This window comes from Micromonospora halotolerans, assembly GCF_032108445.1.
GTDB lineage: Bacteria > Actinomycetota > Actinomycetes > Mycobacteriales > Micromonosporaceae > Micromonospora > Micromonospora halotolerans.
Genome location: NZ_CP134876.1, coordinates 505,884 through 522,999, shown reverse-complemented (window position 1 = coordinate 522,999; position 17,116 = coordinate 505,884). Strand labels below are relative to the sequence as shown.

The window sequence follows — 17,116 nt, the reverse complement described above, 5'->3', positions numbered from 1 at the left end:
CCGTCAGCAGTCGAAGTACAGGGCGAACTCGTGCGGGGTGGGGCGCAGGCGCACCGGGTCGACCTCGTTGGCCCGCTTGTAGGACACCCAGGTGGAGATGAGGTCGGGGGTGAACACGCCGCCGTCGAGGAGGTAGTCGTGGTCGGCCTCGAGGGCGTCGAGCACCTCCGGCAGCGAGCCCGGCACCTGCTTGACGTCGCCCCACTCCTCCGGGGGCAGGTCGTACAGGTCCTTGTCGATCGGCGCCGGCGGTTCGGTCTTGTTCTTGATGCCGTCGAGACCGGCCATCATCATCGCCGAGAACGCCAGGTAGGGGTTGCTGGACGGGTCGGGCACCCGGAACTCGACCCGCTTGGCCTTCGGGTTGCTACCCGTGACCGGGATCCGGGTGCAGGCGGAGCGGTTGCGCTGCGAGTAGACGAGGTTGACCGGCGCTTCGAAGCCGGGCACGAGCCGCCGGTAGGAGTTGATCGTGGGGTTGGTGAAGGCCAGCAGCGACGGGGCGTGGTGCAGCAGGCCGCCGATGTACCAGCGGGCGGTGTCGGACAGGCCGGCGTAGCCGGTCTCGTCGTAGAACAGGGGTTCGCCGTTCAGCCACAGGCTCTGGTGGGTGTGCATGCCGGAGCCGTTGTCGCCGAACAGGGGTTTGGGCATGAAGGTGGCGGTCTTGCCGTTGGCCCAGGCCTCGTTCTTCACGATGTACTTGAACAGCTGCAGTTGGTCGGCGGAGTGCAGCAGGGTGGAGAACTTGTAGTTGATCTCCGATTGGCCGGCGGTGCCGACCTCGTGGTGCGAACGCTCCACGGTGAAGCCGGTGTCGACCAGGCGGCGCACGATGCTGTCGCGCAGGTCGGCGTAGTGATCCACCGGCGGGACGGGGAAGTAGCCACCCTTGTACGCGGTCTTGTAGCCGCGGTTGCCGCCTTCCTCCTCCCGGCCGGAGTTCCAGGCGCCCTCGATCGAGTCGATGTAGTAGAACGACTGGTGGGCGGAGGTCTCGTGGCGGATGGAGTCGAAGATGTAGAACTCGGCTTCGGCGCCGAAGTAGGCGGTGTCGGCGATGCCGCTGGCGGCGAGGAACGCCTCGGCCTTCTTGGCCACGTTGCGCGGGTCCCGGGAGTAGGCCTCGCGGGTGAACGGGTCGTGGATGAAGAAGTTCAACGCGAGGGTCTTCTGCGCCCGGAACGGGTCGATGAACGCCGACGCGACGTCGGGCAGCAGCAGCATGTCCGACTCGTGGATCGTCTGGAAGCCGCGGATCGACGAACCGTCGAACGCGAGGCCGTCGGTGAACAGGCTGTCGTCGACGGACTCGACCGGCAGGTTGAAGTGCTGCATCACGCCGGGCAGGTCACAGAAACGTACGTCGACGAACTTCACGTCCTCGTTGGTGAGGTAGCGCAGCAGTTCCTCGGGATTGGCGAACACACGTCCCCCTGGCGCATCGACACGGCGGTTGAGCGCCCGGGATTACCCGTTCTGCGCCGGCGTACACCCGGCGGGTGCTCCCGGCGGTCGGACCGCCGGGAGCACCCGCTCCGCTCAAGGCAGCTCGGGCGGGTCGAGCCACGTCCAGGTGACGCCGTCGGTGGAGAGCCAGGCGCCCTTGCTGTCCGGCCAGCCGGTCTGCACGTACCCGTCCGGCACGGGGCGGGCGTCGGCGCCGGGCCCCAGCGGCGCCGGGCGCAGCGTCGCGCCGGCGTCGGAGCTGGCGAACATCAGCGGGTCCTCCCGGGCGGAGATGCCGGCCTGCACCGCCAGGACACCGTCGGGCCGCACCGCGGCGCGGATGGTGCGGTCGCCGACCCGGGCCGTCGCGGCGGTCCGCGTCCAGGTGCCGCCGCCGTCCGTGCTGCGCCAGACCACCAGGGAGCCGCGCACCCGGCCGAGCGCGTAGACGGTGCGGCCGTCCCGGGTGGCGACCGCCGGGCCACCGACGTCGTCGGAGGCCGCGAGGTCGTCCGGGAACTCGTGCCGGGACCAGGTCCGACCGCCGTCGCGGCTCACCTCGACGGCACCGCCGGTGCCGATGATCCGGTCGTCGTGCGCGATGCGCTCACCGGTGAACCCGCTGACCCACAGCCCGGCCCCGGCGGGCACGGTCTCGACCACCGCCGCATTGCGCAGGGTCGACGGCCGGGTGAGCTGCGCCAGGTCGCCGGTGGCCGGGTCGGCGGCGATGATCGGGTCCTGCGTGGGGCCGGGCTGGCGGCCGAGGACCCGCCAGCCGGCCGGTAGGGCATCCACCGGCCGCACGGTCACCTCGCGCCAGGTGGTCCCGCCGTCGGCGCTGGCGATCCACCGGCCGGACCTGCTGTCCGGGGCCGACCGCGGCACGTAGTGGGCCACCACGGTGCGCGGTCCGGCCGCCCGCAGGTCCACCATGGCGTCGGCCGGCACGGGTAGCGGACCGGTGCGCCAGTGCCGGCCGCCGTCGTCGGTGCCCGCCCACTTCGGGGGACAGCCCCGGCACTCGGTCCAGCGCAGGTAGACGTGGGTCAGGTCGCCGGCGGCAGGCCGGCCGGTGGCGATCTGCGGGCCGGCGCCCGGGGTCGGTGTGCCACCCGGGGTGGGGATGAACTCCGGCGTACGGTCGGTGGCGAACCGGCCCACCGGCGGGCCCGAGTCGCCGGACCGGGCCGCCACGGAGGCCCCGGAGCCGGCGAGCAGCAGCGCGACCGTGGCGACGGTCACCACCTGACGCCGGCGACGGCGCCGGCGCGCCGAGGCGACGACCTGCTCGAAGTGCGGCTTGAACCCGGCCTGGGCGGCGGCGTTGAGGCTGGCGAAGTTCAGCTCAGGCATGGCGGGCCTTCCGGTCGGGGCGGGTCGGGACACCGTGGGAGGCCGCCGGCACCAGCGGGGCCGGGTCGTCCTCGCCGAGATGCTCGGCAAGGGCGCGGCGGGCCCGGACCAGCCGGGTCTTCACCGCCTCCACCGAGCAGCCCATGGTGGACGCCACCTCGGTGACGGGCAGGTCCGCGAGGTGATGCAGCACGACGGTCTCCCGGGCCGTCCGCGGCAGCTTCTGCAACGCCGCCACCAGCGCGACGTGATCCGGGGACAGCGCCGGAGCGCTGGGCCGCGCCGGGTCGAGGCGACCGGAGCGGACCAGCCCGTGCAGCAGCACCCGGCGGCGGTGCCGGGACCGGGCGACGTTCAACGCCACCGTCCGCAGCCAGGCCTCCGGGTTGGTCACCTCGCGGAAGCGCCCCGGCCGGGCCAGCGCCCGGACGAACGCCTCCTGCACCACGTCCTGCGCCTCGGCGTAGTCGCCGGTCATCGCGTACACCTGCGCGACGAGGCGGGCCGCCGAGGTGGCGTACACCTGTCTGATCTGTTGCTGTGGGTCCACATCGTCCCCTCCCGTGTCATCACTTCACCCGGTACGACCGGCGAGCGGGCCGTGCGGTGACATCTCCCGCGGCGCTCATGATCGTCGCGTGGCGACCGCCGGTCCGGTGCTGGTGAGGATGACGAGCTGCTGGGTCGCCCGGGTCATCGCGACGTAGCGGTCCACCGCGCCCTCGATGCCGTCGCCGAACGCCCCCGGGTCGACGAGGACGACCAGGTCGAACTCGAGGCCCTTCGACAGCTCCGGGGTCAGCGACCGGACCCGGGACGTCTCCCGGAACGTGGGGTCGCCGATGACGCAGGCGACCCCCTCGGCGTGCGCGGCGAGCCAGGTGTCGAGGATCGAGCCGAGATCGGAAGCGGATCCGTGTACGACGGGGACGCCGCCGCGGATGGAGGTCGGCACGTTGGCGTCCGGGAGCACGGCCCGGATGACCGGCTCGGCTTCCGCCATGACCTCCTTCGGTGTCCGGTAGTTGATGCTCAGGGTGGCCAGGCGGATCTTGTCGAGACCGATCCGTTCGAGCCGTTCCTGCCACGACTCGGTGAACCCGTGCCGGGCCTGGGCGCGGTCCCCGACGATGGTGAAGCTCCGGGACGGGCAGCGGAGCAGGAGCATCTGCCACTCCGCGTCGGTCAGTTCCTGCGCCTCGTCCACGACGATGTGCGCGAACGGGCCGGCGAGCAGGTCCGGGTCGGCGCCGGGCAGACCGGCCTCGTCGACCAGGGCATCCTGGAGATCGAGTTGACGCAGGCTCGACAGCACACCCTCACCGTCGTCATAGGCGTGGGCCTCGATCAGTTCGTCGACGACCGTGGCCATGCGCGCGCGTTCGGCCGCCACCGTGGCGTCGTGCCGGCGCCGGCGCCCGGACGCCCCGGGGTCGCCGAGACGCTGCCGTGCCGCGTCCAGGAACGGCAGGTCGGATACCGTCCAGGCCCGGGCGTCGGCACGCTGCAACCGCCGGACCTCGTCGGGGCTGAGCCAGGGGGCGCACCTGCGCAGGTAGGCGGGGACCGACCACAGGTCCCCGACGAGGTCGGTCGCTTCGAGCAGCGGCCACGCGCGGTGGAAGGCCGTCCGCAGCTCCCGGTTGCGCAGCAGGGACCGGCGGAGCTGGTCGGCCGGCTCGTCGCCGTCGTGCCTGTCGGTCAGGATCGTGAGCAGCTCCTCCCAGACCTGGTCGCGTGCCTCGTTGTGCGGGGTGCCGGGATCCGGCGCGTCGAACGCGGCGGCCCAGTCGTCGGCGCTCAGCCAGATCTCGGACTCGTCGGTCGCGACCGTCATCCCCCTGACCGGCGGCTCCTCGTAGAACCGGACGGCCGCGTCGATCGCCGTGACGAGCCTCGCGGACGACTTCAGCAGCGCCACGTCCCGGTCGGCCTCGACGGTTGCCGTGGCGCCCTCGGGGACGAGGTCGCGCAGGGTGCAGGTCTGCACCTCCTCCTCGCCGAGGCTGGGAAGGACGTCGCCGACGTACGCGAGGTAGGGCTGGTGCGGACCGACGAACAGCACGCCGCCCCGGCGGTGACCGAGGTGCGGGTCGGCGTAGAGGAGGTACGCGGTGCGGTGCAGGGCCACGACGGTCTTCCCGGTGCCCGGACCGCCGTCCACGACGAGAGCGCCGCGGGATCCCGCCCGGATGATGGCGTCCTGGTCGGCCTGGATGGTGCCGAGCACGTCCCGCATCCGGTTCGACCGGCTGCCGCCCAGGCTGGCGATGAAGGCCGACTGGTCGTCGAGCGCGGCGTGCCCTTCCCAGCCGTCGGAGGTGAACACCTCGTCCCAGTAGTCGGTGATCCGGCCCTGCGTCCAGCGGTACCGGCGGCGGCTCGCCAGACCCATGGGGTTGGCGTGGGTCGCGCCGAAGAACGGCTCGGCCGCGGGGGAGCGCCAGTCGAGCAGCAGCCGGCGGCCCGCGCTGTCCGTGAGGCCACGCCGGCCGACGTACACGGGCTCGCTGCCGTCGGCGCCGACCATGCGCCCGAGGCACAGGTCCACGCCGTACCGGTGCAGGCTGCGCAGCCGGGCGGTCAGGCGGCGGACCTCCTCGTCCCGGTCCGACGCCTGCCGGCCCTTGCCGCCGGGCGCGCGGCGCGCGGCGTCCAGGCGGTCGGACAGGTCGGCGGACAGCCGCTCGAGGCTCTCCGCCATGGCCGCGAAGTGCTCCTCGTCGCGGGCGATCAGGGTCGGGTCGGCCTTGAGCGAGAGGCGGTCGGGAAGGTCGAACACGCTGCTGGTCTGGGGATTCAACGCACCGTTTCCGATCTGGGGCCGCGGCGGCGCCACGGGGTCACCGGCGCCGTTCCGCCACCCCGTTTCCGCAGGTAGCTGGCTTCGGCCGGTGATTCTGCGGCACCACCGGGGTCTTGCCGCAAGCCCCCCGGTGCGATATATGTTGAAAGTGGCAGGGAGCAGATGCTCCCTTTTTTCGTGTCCACGGACGACCGCCGGCCGGACGCCCCGGGCCCGGTCGGTGCGACCCGGGGCGCCGGCGCGGGGTCAGGGCAGCGCCTTCAGGAACGGGCCGTGCTGGAGCCGGAACTCTCCGCCGTAGTACCGGTCCCAGTTGATCGACCACGTCATCAGGCCGCGGAAGCCCGGGTTGGTGCCGCTGCGCGGCGTGTAGCCGCCGCAGCTCTGCCCCTTGACCAGGCAGGTGACCGCCTGCTGCACGCCCGCCGGAGCGACGTAGCCGTTGCCGGCGCTGGTCGACGACGGTGCGCCGAAGGCCACCTGGTCCTCCCGTAGCGCCGGGAACACGGCGGTGGCGTTCCCGGCGACCGGGAAGCCGGCGAGCAGCATGTCGGTCATCGTGATGTGGAAGTCCGCTCCGCCCATGGTGTGGTACTGGTTGTCCAGCCCGACGATCGGGCCGGAGTTGTAGTCCTGCACGTGCAGCACCGTGAGGATGTCGCGCAGGGCGTGGATCACGGGCAGGTACGAGCCGGCGCGGGGATCCTGCCCGCCCCACGGGCCCGGTCCGTAGAACTGGTAGCCGAGCTGGACGAAGAACGTCTCCGGAGCCATCGTGAGGACGAACCCGGCGCCGTAGCGCTGCTTCAGGGCCCGGATCGCCGCGATCAGGTTGACGACCACCGGGGTGGTGGGGTTGCGGAAGTCGGTGTCGCCCGGGTTCAGGTAGAGGGAGTGGCCCTCGAAGTCGATGTCCAGGCCGTCGAGGCCGTACCGGTCGATGATCGCGGACACCGACCGGACGAAGGTGTCCCGGGCGGCGGGCGTGGTGAGCTGGACCTGCCCGTTCTGGCCGCCGATGGACAGCAGCACCTTCTTGCCCTGCTGCTGCTTGGCCCGGACGGCGGCGGTGAACTCCGCCTCGGTCTCGATGTTGGGGCACTCGGCGACGGGGCAGAGCTGGAAGCGGATGTCCCCGGAGGTCACCGAGGTGGGCTCGCCGAAGGCCAGGTTCACGATGTCCCAGTCGGGGGGGACGTCGGCCATCCGCAGGTAGCCGGAGCCGTTGGCGAAGCTGGCGTGCAGGTAGCCGATCAACGCGTGCTTCGGCAGCCCGCCGGCCGGCGGGTCCGTCGGCGGTGGCGTGGTGGTCGGTGGCGTGGTGGTCGGCGGGGTCGTGGTGGGCGGCGGGCTGGTCGTCGGCGGCGCGGTGGTCGTCGGCGGGCTGGTCGGGGTGCCGCCGCCGCACGGGGCGCCGTTGAGGGTGCAGTCGGTGGGCGAGCCGGATCCGGTGGCGAGGAAGCCGAACGACACCGAGGCGCCGGGCGCGATGGTGCCGTTCCAGGACCGGTTCGTGAACGTGTGCCGCTGGCCGACGCTGCTGACCGTGGCGTCCCAGTACGAGCCGAGGGTGGTGCCCGCCGGCAGGGTGAAGGCCACCTGCCAGCCGGTGATGGTGCTGGCGCCGCCGTTGGTGATCGTGTACCTGCCCTCCCAACCGGTGCCCCAGTCGGAGGTCTTGGTGAAGGCGGCGGTGGGCCCGGCGGCCAGCGCCGGGGCGGCGAGCACCACGGTCGCGGCAGCGGTGGCGAGTGCCGCGAGAGCGGCCAGGAACGGGGTACGGGCGGTGCGGTGCATCCGGTCCTCCCGATACGGGGTGGGCCGTCGGAGACATCGACGGATGCACAATTATTAGGTTTGTTAACTGTAACTGTCCAGGACGCCGTGTCGCGGCGGTCACTTCCGGCGGTGGATCCCGGCGCACCGTGGTTGGATGGCGGGATGGGTTTCACGGTGACGGACGTGCCCGAGCGGGACCGGTTCGAGGCGCGGGACGAGACGGGCACGATGGCCGGGCTGGTCACCTATCAGCTGACCGGCAACATCATCGCCTACACCCACACCGAGGTCGTCCCGGAGTTCGAGGGGCACGGCGTCGGCTCGCTCCTGGCCCGGGCGGTCATGGACGACGCGCGGGCCAACGGACGGACCGTGGTGCCCATCTGCCCCTTCCTGGCCGGCTGGCTGGAGAAGCACCCCGAGTACGACGACATCGTGGCCCGCTCGACCCGCAAGGTGAAGTAGCGGCTCCCTCAGTCCGCTGAGCGGGTGAGGAGCGGCGACGCGCCGAGCGGCGCCGCGGGGATCTTCGCTTCCGTGCCGTCACCGCCGCGGACCGGAAGGATGCCCGCCGGGGTGTCTCCCGCGGCGTGCCGGCGCCCGGCGCGGACCACCGCTGCCGCCGCCACCATCGCCGTCACTGTGATCATCGCTGCCTGCAGCAGTGACCGCCGCCTGCTCCGTCGACGCTTCATGTCCTTGCCTCCTGACGCTCGCGTTCTGTCTCGTTGTCATGATGAGGGCGCCAGACCGGCCGATCGGGACGTTTCGGGAACTTCGCCACCGCCCGGGTGAGTCCGTCCGGTTGCCGTTCCGGCCCCCGCGGTCACACCGGATCGGCCCGACCACGGCGGGCGCCCGCCGGGCGGTTCTCGCCCCGGATCGGCAGCCAGTAGAAGGGAATGAACGCGGCGATCACCGTGACGCCGAGGGCGGGAACGAGGGCGCCCAGCAGGGTGCCGGCGGCGATCCAGGTGAGGGCGAGCCGGAAGCGCCCGCCGATGGCCCTGGCGCCGGCGGCGTCGAGGGTGGCCACGAGCAGCCGGGGACGGCGGCGCGCGTACGCCCAGATGGCGTTGAACAGGACCGCCGCCAGTTCGAACGTGAGGCCGTGGAGGACGACGGCGACGCGCTCACCGTGCCCCTCGCGGAACGCCTGGGCCAGCACCGAGGCGGCGAAGGGCAGGAATGCGATGTCCATGAGCAGCACGGTGTTGAGGAACAGCACCGTCCGGTCGGCGGTGCGGATCTGGTCGAACATGACGTGGTGATTGGCCCACACCTGCCCGATCAACATGAACGTGACGGCGTAGGCCAGGTAGGACGGCCAGAGCGTGACGAGGCCGTGCAGCAGGTGCCGGCTGTCCTGCGGCGGGCGGATCTCCAGGACGAGCAGCGTGACGGCGATGGCGAGGACCGCGTCGGTGAACGCGACGACCCGGGACGGATTCCGCTCGATGCCGAACGGTGACGAGGTTCCCGGCGTGCGGGCGGGTTCTGGCACGGTCCCAGCATCCGGCACCGACCCCGGCGGGACACGCACGCCGGGCGGCAATTCGCGGTGTCGTACCCGGAAGGGGTCGACGGGCCGCGACAAGCGGTCCGTCGACCCCCGCTACCTGGTGCTACTTGACGCCGCCGGACCGGAACGCCACCCAGGCGTCACTCATCCGGTCCGCCTGTCCGGCGGTGAACATGTTCATGCAGGAGTCCTGCGTGTAGTCCATGAAGTTGTGGATCGGGTCCAGCCCGGGTGCGGTGCAGGTGTCCGCGCCGATCGGGCAGTTGAACTGCGGCGCCGCCTCCCGCGGGGTGTCCGCCACGAAGTCGCCCGAGGCCGAGCACCCGTGCGCGAAGGTGTGCTCCAGCATCAGCCAGTGCCCGACCTCGTGCGTCAGCGTGTCACCCAGGGCGTACTTGCCCGCCGTCCCGCCGGGCATCGACTCGTCGAGCATCACCACGCCGTCGATGTAGTCCCGGCCGTTGTTGTAGCCCTTGGGGAAGTACGCCCAGCCGAGCAGGCCGCCGCCGATGTTGGCCGCGTACACGTTCAACGTGCGGGCGTCGCCCGTGTACAGCGCCTTCTTCATGTCGCGCTCGTTCTTGCCGGGCACGACCGTGTACCAGTCGCTGTTCACCGTCCACGTCGTCCCGACGAGCGAGAACCGGAACGGGGTGTCGGAGGCGTCCGCCGCGGTGCGGCCGGCGTACGAGTCGTTGAGCACGGTCATCTGCGCCGCGATCAGGGTCTTCCACCTGGTGGTCTCCGCCGCGCTGAGGGCGTGGTCGGAGACCATGTGGAAGACCGTGGGCACGGTGACGCTGCCGTTGGGCAGGCGCGGCGAATCCTTGATCACGCCGTAGGCGTTCGCCTCGTTCTTGGAATACAGCTCGGGCTCCTGGGCGGTGGCGCCCTCGCTCACCCGCGCCGCGCCGTGCCCGTCGCCCGGGGCGCACGCCGTCACGCCCGCGGAGGCGGTCGCGGACACTGCCGTGCCCGCCGCCGCGGATGCTCCGCCGGCCCCCAGGAATGTCGCCGCGGTGGCGGTCAGGACCGCCAGCTGGAAGGTTGGTCTTCTGTGCATCGTTGCACCTTTCGCCGGGATGGTGTCACCGACCTGGATGGACGGACGCGGCCGCCAGCAGGTTGTCGTCGTTCCGGTATGAGAACACGCCGCTGACCTGAGCAAAAGGCCCCATCGGGCCGCCTGCGCACCCGGCGGGTGACACGCCGCCGCCGGCATGGGAACCTACCGGTCGGTAACGTTCCCGGCGGAAGGCAGTGAGATGGCGGACCTGACAGCGCTGACGGATCCGGGCGGGCAGCAGCCGGCGGCCCTCGACCCGGCCGCCGTGCGCCGCGCCTGGCGGGTGACCGAGCCCCTGCACGCGATGATCTACTTCGTGCCCGAGGCGCACGAGCGGTACGCCGCCCTCGGCCTGCCCGCGCCGGCCGGCTACTTCGCCTCCCGCGCGGCCGCCCTGGGGCCGGTCGGGCCCGGCCCGGTGGTGGCCAGCTTCTTCAACTTCAACCCGGACCTCGTGGCCCGAGTGCTGCCGGCCGCCTGGGAGCGGGCGGCGCCGGCCGCCGTGCTGGCCGCCCGGCGGGACGCCGCCGACGCGGCCCTCACCCGGGCGCTGGACGACGCCGTGCGGTCCCCGGAGCTGGTCGAGGCCGCCGAACTGGCCCGGCGCGCCGCCGAGTCCGCCACCGCGTACCCCGAGGGGCGGCCGCTGTTCGCCGCCCACGCCGCGCTGCCCTGGCCGGACCAGCCGCACCTGATCCTCTGGCAGGCCCAGACGCTCCTGCGGGAGTTCCGTGGCGACGGGCACGTGGCCGCCCTGGTGCTCGCCGGCCTGACCGGGCTGGAGGCGCTGGTGCTGCACGCCGCCTCCGGCGAGGTGTCGGTCCGCTTCCTGCGCCGCACGCGGGGCTGGACCGGCGAGCAGTGGGCGGACGCCATCGACCGGCTGCGCGGGCGCGGGCTGGTCGAGGGCGACGAGCCCGCGCTGACCGACAGCGGACGGGCGCAGCGCGCGTGGATCGAGGCGGCCACCGACCGGCTCGCCACGCCCGCGTACGCGGTGCTCGGCGCCGACGGGTGCGCCCGCCTCGCCGAGCTGACCCGGCCGCTGAGCCGGGCCGTGGTCGCCGCCGGACTGCTCGATGTCGACAACGCCGTGCCGCGCCGAGACTGAGCCCGGCGCGGCCACGCCCCGGCGGCGTCAGGTCAGATCGAGCTGCACCGTGGCGATCTCCCAGGCCCGCAGCGGCAACCGGACCAGCCCGTCCCCGCCGACGGCGAGCGGCTCGCCGGTCCGGCCGAGCAGGTCCGCCCGCCACGCCCCGCGGACCGGCGCGCCGCCGAGCACGGCGGTGGTGTCGACCGGGGTCTGCGCCGCCAGGCGCACCTCGGTGCGGCCCGCCCGGTCCCGGACGCTGGTCACCGCGACGCCCGGACCGTCGACGGAGAGCCCGACCGTCGGCGCGGGCAGCGCGGTGGCCGGGTCGGCGGTGCCCGGGAACGCCAGCACCTCGTGCCGGTACGCCTCGGCCGCCGCCAGCACCCCCGCCTCGTGCCAGGCGCCCCGGTACGGCAGCACCGCCAGCTCGACCGTGCGGGTGCCCCGGCACTGCGCCTGAGGTGTGGGCAGCTGCGGCCCGGCGGGCTCGTCGCGCAGCGCGTGCCGGTTGCGCGACAGCATCCCGATCGACCGCAGCACGGTGACCGCCAGCTCGCGGCCCGCGTCGGTCAGCTCGTACTCGGTGGGTTGGGTCAGCAGCACGGCGAGCGCGCCGTCCGGCCCGCCGGCCGCGACGAACCCGTTGGCCGGGAAGGTGGGTAGTGGCACCTCGCCGCCACCGCCCTCGGCCGTCAGGCCGCGCGCCACGACGGCGAACTGGCCCTCGGCGTACGAGGTGTCGGCCGGTGACGGCAGTGGCAGGTGCAGCCGCACCCGGTGGTCGTCGCAACGGTTGTCGAACTCGACGCGCAGCCGGACGAAGCCCTCGCCGCGCCGCAGCTCGACCCGGGTGGTCACGGTGACGGGTTCCCGGTCCACGGCGCGGGAGCCGGCGTCGACGTCCGCGGCCACCGGCCAGCGGTACTCGCGTACCACCTCCAGGACGGCCACCAGCGGACCGTCGTGGCGCACGACGGTCCGCACGGCCCGCGGCTTGTCGACCAGTTCGTCGGCGGCCGGCGGGGCGTAGTTGTAGCTGTCGCCCACGTCGCCGCCGTCGACGATCCGGCCGACCCCGTCCACGGTCACCCCGTCCGGGGTGGACAGCGCCAGGGTGCCGTCCTCGGCGACGTCGACCCGGAGCAGGCCGTTGTCGAGGCTGCGGCCGGCCACCGTGACCGGGTCGGACGCGGGCGTCGCGGTCGCCGGCAGCGGCGCCGGCCGGACCGCGGCGCGCCCCAGCGGGGGCACGTCGACCAGGGCGGCCACGGTGGCCCGGGGAGCGGCGAGGATCCGTACCCGCCACCGGTCGGGCTGCGCGGCGGCGGCGAGCGCCAGGCGGACGTCCTCCACGTCGAAGGCCGGGTCGCCGTGGCGGGCCACCTGGAAGGTGAGGGTGGCGTCGTCGGGTGAGACGGACCAGGCCGTGACCTCCTGGCCGTACAGCTCCCGACCGTGCACCCGGGTGAGCACGGCCGGCAGGTCGGCCGCCGGCACGACGTCGTCGGCGAGCAGCGTGCGGTTGCGGTCGAGCACCTGGGTGGCCACGCGGCGGCCGGCGGCGTCGGCGAGCGCCACGGCGCCGTCGGCCGGCGTCTCCACGTCCAGGCACACCAGCGCGGTACGCGCCGCCGGAGTGGGATTGAACAGCAGGTAGCCGTCCCGGGGCACGGCGGTCGACAGCCGCGTGCCGACCAGGTCGCAGACCGCCCGGCCGAGCTGGTCGGCCTCGGCGAGCCGGGCGGCGACCTGCTCGGCGGTCTCGTCGCAGCCGCAGCCGGTCACCGAGTCGTGGCAGCTCGCGTCGATCAGCCGGGTCCAGGCCATGTCGAGGAAGCGCTGCACGGACCCGTCGTGGGTGAGCGCGGCGAGCGGTTCGGCGTACCGTTCGACGCGCCGCTCGGCGCGGTTCATCGCCTGCTTCAGGTGCGCCCGGACGGAGATCACGCCGGGCAGGATGTTGGCCCGGGCGTGCGAGCGCAGCTCGCCGCGCACCACGGGCAGGCCGTCGACCGTGGCCGGCTGGGTGGCGAAGTACTCGGCGAGGGTGCCCAGCCGCAGCCGGGTGCCCGCGACGTCGGCGGTGGCCAGCAGGTCGGGGGCGTCCGGCGCCGGCGCCGCGTGGTCGGTGCCGTACATGGCCAGCACCGGGGTGTCGTCGCCGGCCGGGCGCCACCCGGCGAGCCGGTCGGCCAGGTCGCCGGCCCGGCGGGTGACCTGCGCGGCGTCCTCCATGAGACCGGCCGCGCTGCCGTAGCCGCCGGGCAGGTACTGGGTGCGGACCGTGGTGCCGTCGGGCGCCTGCCAGGCGAAGGCGTGAGTGTGCACCCGCTCGGGCACACCCCGGAACACGCAGGCGTGCGCCAGCCCGGCGCCGGCCAGGATCTGCGGCATCTGGGCGATGTGGCCGAACATGTCGGGCAGGTAGCCGACCGGCATGGCGCCGCCCAGGTCGGCGCTGCGCGCCAGCCCGCGTTCCAGGTTGCGGACGATGTTCTCCCCGGAGCAGAGGAACTCGTCGAGCAGGATCTGCCAGGGGCCCACCGACAGCCGGCCGGCCCGGACCAGGTCGATCACCTGCTCCCGCCGCTCGGGGCGCACCTCCAGGTAGTCGTCGACCGCGGCGAGCTGCCCGTCGAGCGTGAACCGCTGCCGCGGGTCGCGCTCCATCCGGTCGAACACGTCGTCCAGCAGCGCCACCAGCCGCAGCCGGAACCGCTGGAACGGCTCGTACCACTCCCGGTCCCAGTGGGTGTGCGGGACCACGATGATCTCGGTCGGTCGCGTCATCAGCTCGCCGCCTCTCCGCCGATCGCCGCCCCGGTCAGCTCCCCGTAGCGGCGTACCACCTGCTGGCTGGTCCGTACGTCGGCCGCGCCCTCGGCGATGCCGGTCAGCGGCGCGGCACCCGCCGTGACCATCGCGTGGAACGCGACCAGTTCCTGCTCGAACGCCTCGGTCACCGACCGGTACGCGGCCCGCCGCTCGCCGCCGCCGTGCTCGTCCACCACGGTCAGCGTGGTCGGCGCGTTCAGCAGGTACGGCGAGGGGAACACCAGCTCCAGCGAGCCGCGGGCGTGGTGCAGGGTGACCGTCTCCCGGTAGGCGGGGTAGTCCGGCAGGTTGAGCCACCGGATGCCGTAGCGTGCCCCGCCCGGCAGCCGCCCGCTGATCTCCACCGACGGCTCCACGGGGCCGTCGGGGCGCAGCGGCCAGGTGGCGACCTGCTCCACGGTGGCCGGCGCCCCGGTGAACAGGCGCAGCAGGGACAGGTCGTGCGAGATGCTGTTGATCAGGATCTGGTAGAGGGCGCGGGCGCCCGGGTCGGCGCCGACGGCGGTGTCGAGCAGCGCCCGGTCGGCGGCGGACAGCCGGGCCACCTCCTCGGCCGGCACGTCGCCGGCGGCCGGCGGCAGGTTGGCGAAGCGCAGCTGCCGGTCGCCGCCGGCGTGCAGCACGGTCACCTCCACGGCATGCACCCGCTCCGCGCCGCCGAGGTCCGCCAGCAGCCGCGCGGCCTCGGCCACCGCCGGGTCGTACTGCTTCATGTAGCCGACCATCAGCGCCGGGCTGCCGGCGCCCAGCTCGGCCAGCCGGGCCGTCTCGCGCAGGGTGTAGGCCAGCGGCTTCTCGCACAGCACGGGCAGGCCGGCGCGCAGCGCCAGCGCGGCCAGGTCGCCGTGCGAGCCGGAGGTGGCCAGCAGCACGGCGTCGCAGCCGCCGTCGGTGACCATGCGGGCCGCGTCGGTGTAGCGGCGGGCGGGCTCGACGCCGTACCGCTCACCCAGCTCGGTCAGCCGGGACGGGGACAGGTCGGCCAGCGCGACGATCTCGAACAGGTCGGCGCGGCGTTGCAGCAGCGGCAGGTGCACGGTGCGGGCGATGACGCCCAGCCCGGCCACCGCGATCCGGATCCGCTTGCCGGGCTCGGTCATCGCAGCGCCTCCTCGAGCCACCGCCGGTTGGCGTGCTGGTCGGCGCGGATCCGGTCGAGGTCCCGGCCGTCCTCGGGGGCGTCCTGCTCGACCACCAGCCAGCCCGTGTAGCCGGTGTCGTCGAGCGCCGCGAACACCCCGGCGAGGTCGACGTCGCCGCGGCCCAGGGCGCAGAACCCGCCGGCCGCGACCACGTCCATGAGGCCCCCGCCGGCCGCCCGGGCCCGGGCGTGGGCGGCGAGGTCGGCGTCCTTCAGGTGCACCTGGCCGATCCGGCCGGCCCAGCGGCGCGCGGCGGCCACCGGGTCGCCCCCGGCCAGCGCCAGGTGCCCGGTGTCCAGGCAGATGGCGATGTCGGTCAGTTCGAGCAGTCGGTCGGCCTCCGCCTCGGTCTCCACGTCGGTGCCGAGGTGGTAGTGGAACACCGGCTCCAGGCCACGGTCGCGGCACCGGTCGGCGGCCTGCTGCACCCGGGCGGCGAAGTCGGGCCAGGCCGCGGCGGGCAGCGCCGACGCCAGGTCGGTCGGGACGCCCGGCCGGGCCATCCGGCCCGGGTTGCCGGGGCAGGCCAGGGTCGGCCGGGGCGCGAACCGGGGGTCGTCGACCGGCGCGGCGGTGAACACGTCGAGCGCGGCGTCGAGCTGGGTCAGGTCCTCGGCGAAGCCGGCCGGGTCGGCGAACCGCAGGTCGACCCAGCCGCCGGCCAGCCCGATGCCGGCCGCGGTCAGCCGGCGCGCCAGGGTCTCGCCGGTGCCGAGGTAGCCGATCGGGCCGGAGTCCACCCCGGTGTAGCCGTCGCGGGCCAGTGCCGCGAGCAGGTCCTCGGGGTCGACGGGTGCGCCGGTGGGCTGGTAGATGCCGTAGTTGACGGGGGCGCCGGCCACCCGCGTGCGTGCGGTCAGCTGCACAGTGCGATCACCTCCATGCGGTGGGACTCCAGGACGTGCAGCCCGTCGCCGGCCGGCAGCAGGCACCGGTCGCCGCGGACCACCCGGTGCCGGCCGTCCGGGTCGGCCAGCAGCGCGCCGTCGGCGTCGAGCGCCAGCAGCTCGTCGCCGAGGCGCAGCAGCAGCGGCCCGCCTGGGTCGGCGGAGACGGCGGTACGGCCGCCGCGCAGCGCGTCCAGCACGGCGTCGCCGGGTGCGCGGTCGGGGTCGGCGAGCACCCAGGTGGTGGGGGAGCCGGGCGGCGCGTCGTCGCCCGGGCGGTGGAAGTCGCTGCCGCCCACCGCCACGACGTCCGGCCGCCAGGCCCGCGCCCAGGCGAGGGGGGCGCCCCAGGTGCGGTCCCACCAGCCGGAGTGCCACACCTCGACCAGCTGGGTGCGGTCGGCCAGGGGTTGGCGCCAGGCGCAGTCGCCGCCCAGGGGGTGGTTGACCGACATGAGCCCGCCGCCGCGCCGGGCGGCGGCGAGCCACTCGTCCGGCGGGCGGCGGAAGTCGATCCAGCCCACCGGCCCGAACACGTTGGCGTGCCCCCGGTCGGTGGTCACCTCCTGGCCGGGCAGCAGGCTGATGCCGTAGCGGGCGGAGGCGTCCGGCAGCCACGGGTGGTGGCTGACGGTGTTGTGGTCGGTGACGGCGAGGAAGTCCAGGCCGCGGGCGGCGGCCAGCGCGGCCAGCTCGTCGATGGTCTGGCTGCCGTCGCTGTGCACGGTGTGCGCGTGCAGGTCACCGGCGAGCCACCGCCGGCCGTCGACGGTGGGCAGGTCGCGGCGGGGCGGGCGGTCGGGGCGCGGTGGCGCCGCCGGTGCGGGCGGCGCCGGCGGCGGCGTGCTGGTGGTGGTGGCGGTGACCTCGTAGTCCAGCCCGTCCGGTGGGATGCGGTGCAACCGCAGCAGCACCTGCCACTCGCCGGGTTCCAGCTCGCCCGGCAGGTAGCCGGGGGTGGCCCAGTCGGCGGCCACGGTGTAGCCGTCGCGGGCGCCGCCGGACCAGCCGCGGAAGCCGTCCGGACCGACGCAGCCCAGGTCGAGCACCCCGGCCTCGCGGGGATAGTCCAGCCGGACGGTGAGCGCGGCGGTGCCGGGTGCGACGGTGACCGGCAGGGCGCGCAGCACGTCGTCGGCCCGGTCCTGCAGGGTCCACCTGCCGCGGTGCACGACCAC

General features: G+C 74.1%; 14 protein-coding genes. 2 read left to right on the top strand and 12 right to left on the bottom strand.

Annotated features, from left to right (window positions below; translation table 11 throughout):
- Positions 1-3 precede the first annotated feature (3 nt).
- The 5 genes from glnA to RMN56_RS02280 form a co-directional block, all read right to left on the bottom strand.
- The gene (gene glnA, locus RMN56_RS02300; protein ID WP_313722209.1) at positions 4-1,428 is read right to left on the bottom strand and encodes a type I glutamate--ammonia ligase; all 1,425 of its coding nucleotides are present in this window, start codon (positions 1,426-1,428) and stop codon (positions 4-6) included.
- Positions 1,429-1,542: 114 nt separating this feature from the next.
- Positions 1,543-2,805 (bottom strand): WD40/YVTN/BNR-like repeat-containing protein, encoded by a 1,263-nt coding sequence (locus RMN56_RS02295; RefSeq protein ID WP_313722208.1) that lies wholly within the window; start codon positions 2,803-2,805, stop codon positions 1,543-1,545.
- Entirely contained in the window at positions 2,798-3,355 is a 558-nt protein-coding gene (locus RMN56_RS02290) for an RNA polymerase sigma factor (RefSeq protein ID WP_313722207.1), read from the bottom strand. The genes RMN56_RS02295 and RMN56_RS02290 overlap by 8 nt, the downstream gene beginning before the upstream one ends.
- A 75-nt stretch (positions 3,356-3,430) precedes the next feature.
- Positions 3,431-5,587: an RNA polymerase recycling motor ATPase HelR gene (helR, locus tag RMN56_RS02285; RefSeq protein WP_313722206.1), complete on the bottom strand. Its 2,157-nt coding sequence runs from the start codon at positions 5,585-5,587 to the stop codon at positions 3,431-3,433.
- 270 nt (positions 5,588-5,857) lie between these two features.
- The gene (locus RMN56_RS02280; RefSeq protein ID WP_313722205.1) at positions 5,858-7,408 is read right to left on the bottom strand and encodes a chitinase; all 1,551 of its coding nucleotides are present in this window, start codon (positions 7,406-7,408) and stop codon (positions 5,858-5,860) included.
- A 144-nt stretch (positions 7,409-7,552) separates the two neighbouring features.
- Between RMN56_RS02280 and RMN56_RS02275 the strand changes: the two genes are divergently transcribed.
- Positions 7,553-7,855 carry a GNAT family N-acetyltransferase gene (locus RMN56_RS02275; RefSeq protein ID WP_313722204.1) on the top strand — a complete coding sequence of 101 codons (303 nt, stop codon included), beginning with the start codon at positions 7,553-7,555 and terminating at the stop codon, positions 7,853-7,855.
- Between the two features lie 8 nt (positions 7,856-7,863).
- On the opposite strand, the gene RMN56_RS02270 is transcribed toward RMN56_RS02275, so the two are convergent.
- The 3 genes from RMN56_RS02270 to RMN56_RS02260 form a co-directional block, all read right to left on the bottom strand.
- Entirely contained in the window at positions 7,864-8,040 is a 177-nt protein-coding gene (locus tag RMN56_RS02270) for a hypothetical protein (protein WP_313722203.1), read from the bottom strand.
- Between the two features lie 176 nt (positions 8,041-8,216).
- A complete protein-coding gene (locus RMN56_RS02265; RefSeq protein ID WP_313722202.1) occupies positions 8,217-8,894 on the bottom strand; it encodes a TMEM175 family protein in 678 nt (225 codons plus the stop codon).
- A gap of 121 nt (positions 8,895-9,015) precedes the next feature.
- A complete protein-coding gene (locus RMN56_RS02260) occupies positions 9,016-9,975 on the bottom strand; it encodes a zinc metalloprotease (protein WP_313722200.1) in 960 nt (319 codons plus the stop codon).
- A 202-nt stretch (positions 9,976-10,177) separates the two neighbouring features.
- Between RMN56_RS02260 and RMN56_RS02255 the strand changes: the two genes are divergently transcribed.
- Positions 10,178-11,089: an SCO6745 family protein gene (locus RMN56_RS02255; RefSeq protein WP_313722198.1), complete on the top strand. Its 912-nt coding sequence runs from the start codon at positions 10,178-10,180 to the stop codon at positions 11,087-11,089.
- Positions 11,090-11,116: 27 nt separating this feature from the next.
- Here RMN56_RS02255 and RMN56_RS02250 read toward each other — a convergent pair whose 3' ends face one another.
- The 4 genes from RMN56_RS02250 to RMN56_RS02235 are packed head-to-tail and all read right to left on the bottom strand — an operon-like array spanning position 11,117 to position 17,116.
- Positions 11,117-13,864 (bottom strand): glycoside hydrolase family 38 N-terminal domain-containing protein, encoded by a 2,748-nt coding sequence (locus RMN56_RS02250; protein WP_313722196.1) that lies wholly within the window; start codon positions 13,862-13,864, stop codon positions 11,117-11,119.
- Positions 13,864-15,009 carry a Gfo/Idh/MocA family protein gene (locus RMN56_RS02245; protein WP_313722195.1) on the bottom strand — a complete coding sequence of 382 codons (1,146 nt, stop codon included), beginning with the start codon at positions 15,007-15,009 and terminating at the stop codon, positions 13,864-13,866. Before RMN56_RS02245 ends, RMN56_RS02250 begins: the two co-directional genes overlap by 1 nt.
- Entirely contained in the window at positions 15,006-15,917 is a 912-nt protein-coding gene (locus RMN56_RS02240) for a sugar phosphate isomerase/epimerase family protein (RefSeq protein ID WP_313722194.1), read from the bottom strand. The genes RMN56_RS02245 and RMN56_RS02240 overlap by 4 nt, the downstream gene beginning before the upstream one ends.
- A complete protein-coding gene (locus RMN56_RS02235) occupies positions 15,908-17,116 on the bottom strand; it encodes a CehA/McbA family metallohydrolase (protein WP_313722193.1) in 1,209 nt (402 codons plus the stop codon). The genes RMN56_RS02240 and RMN56_RS02235 overlap by 10 nt, the downstream gene beginning before the upstream one ends.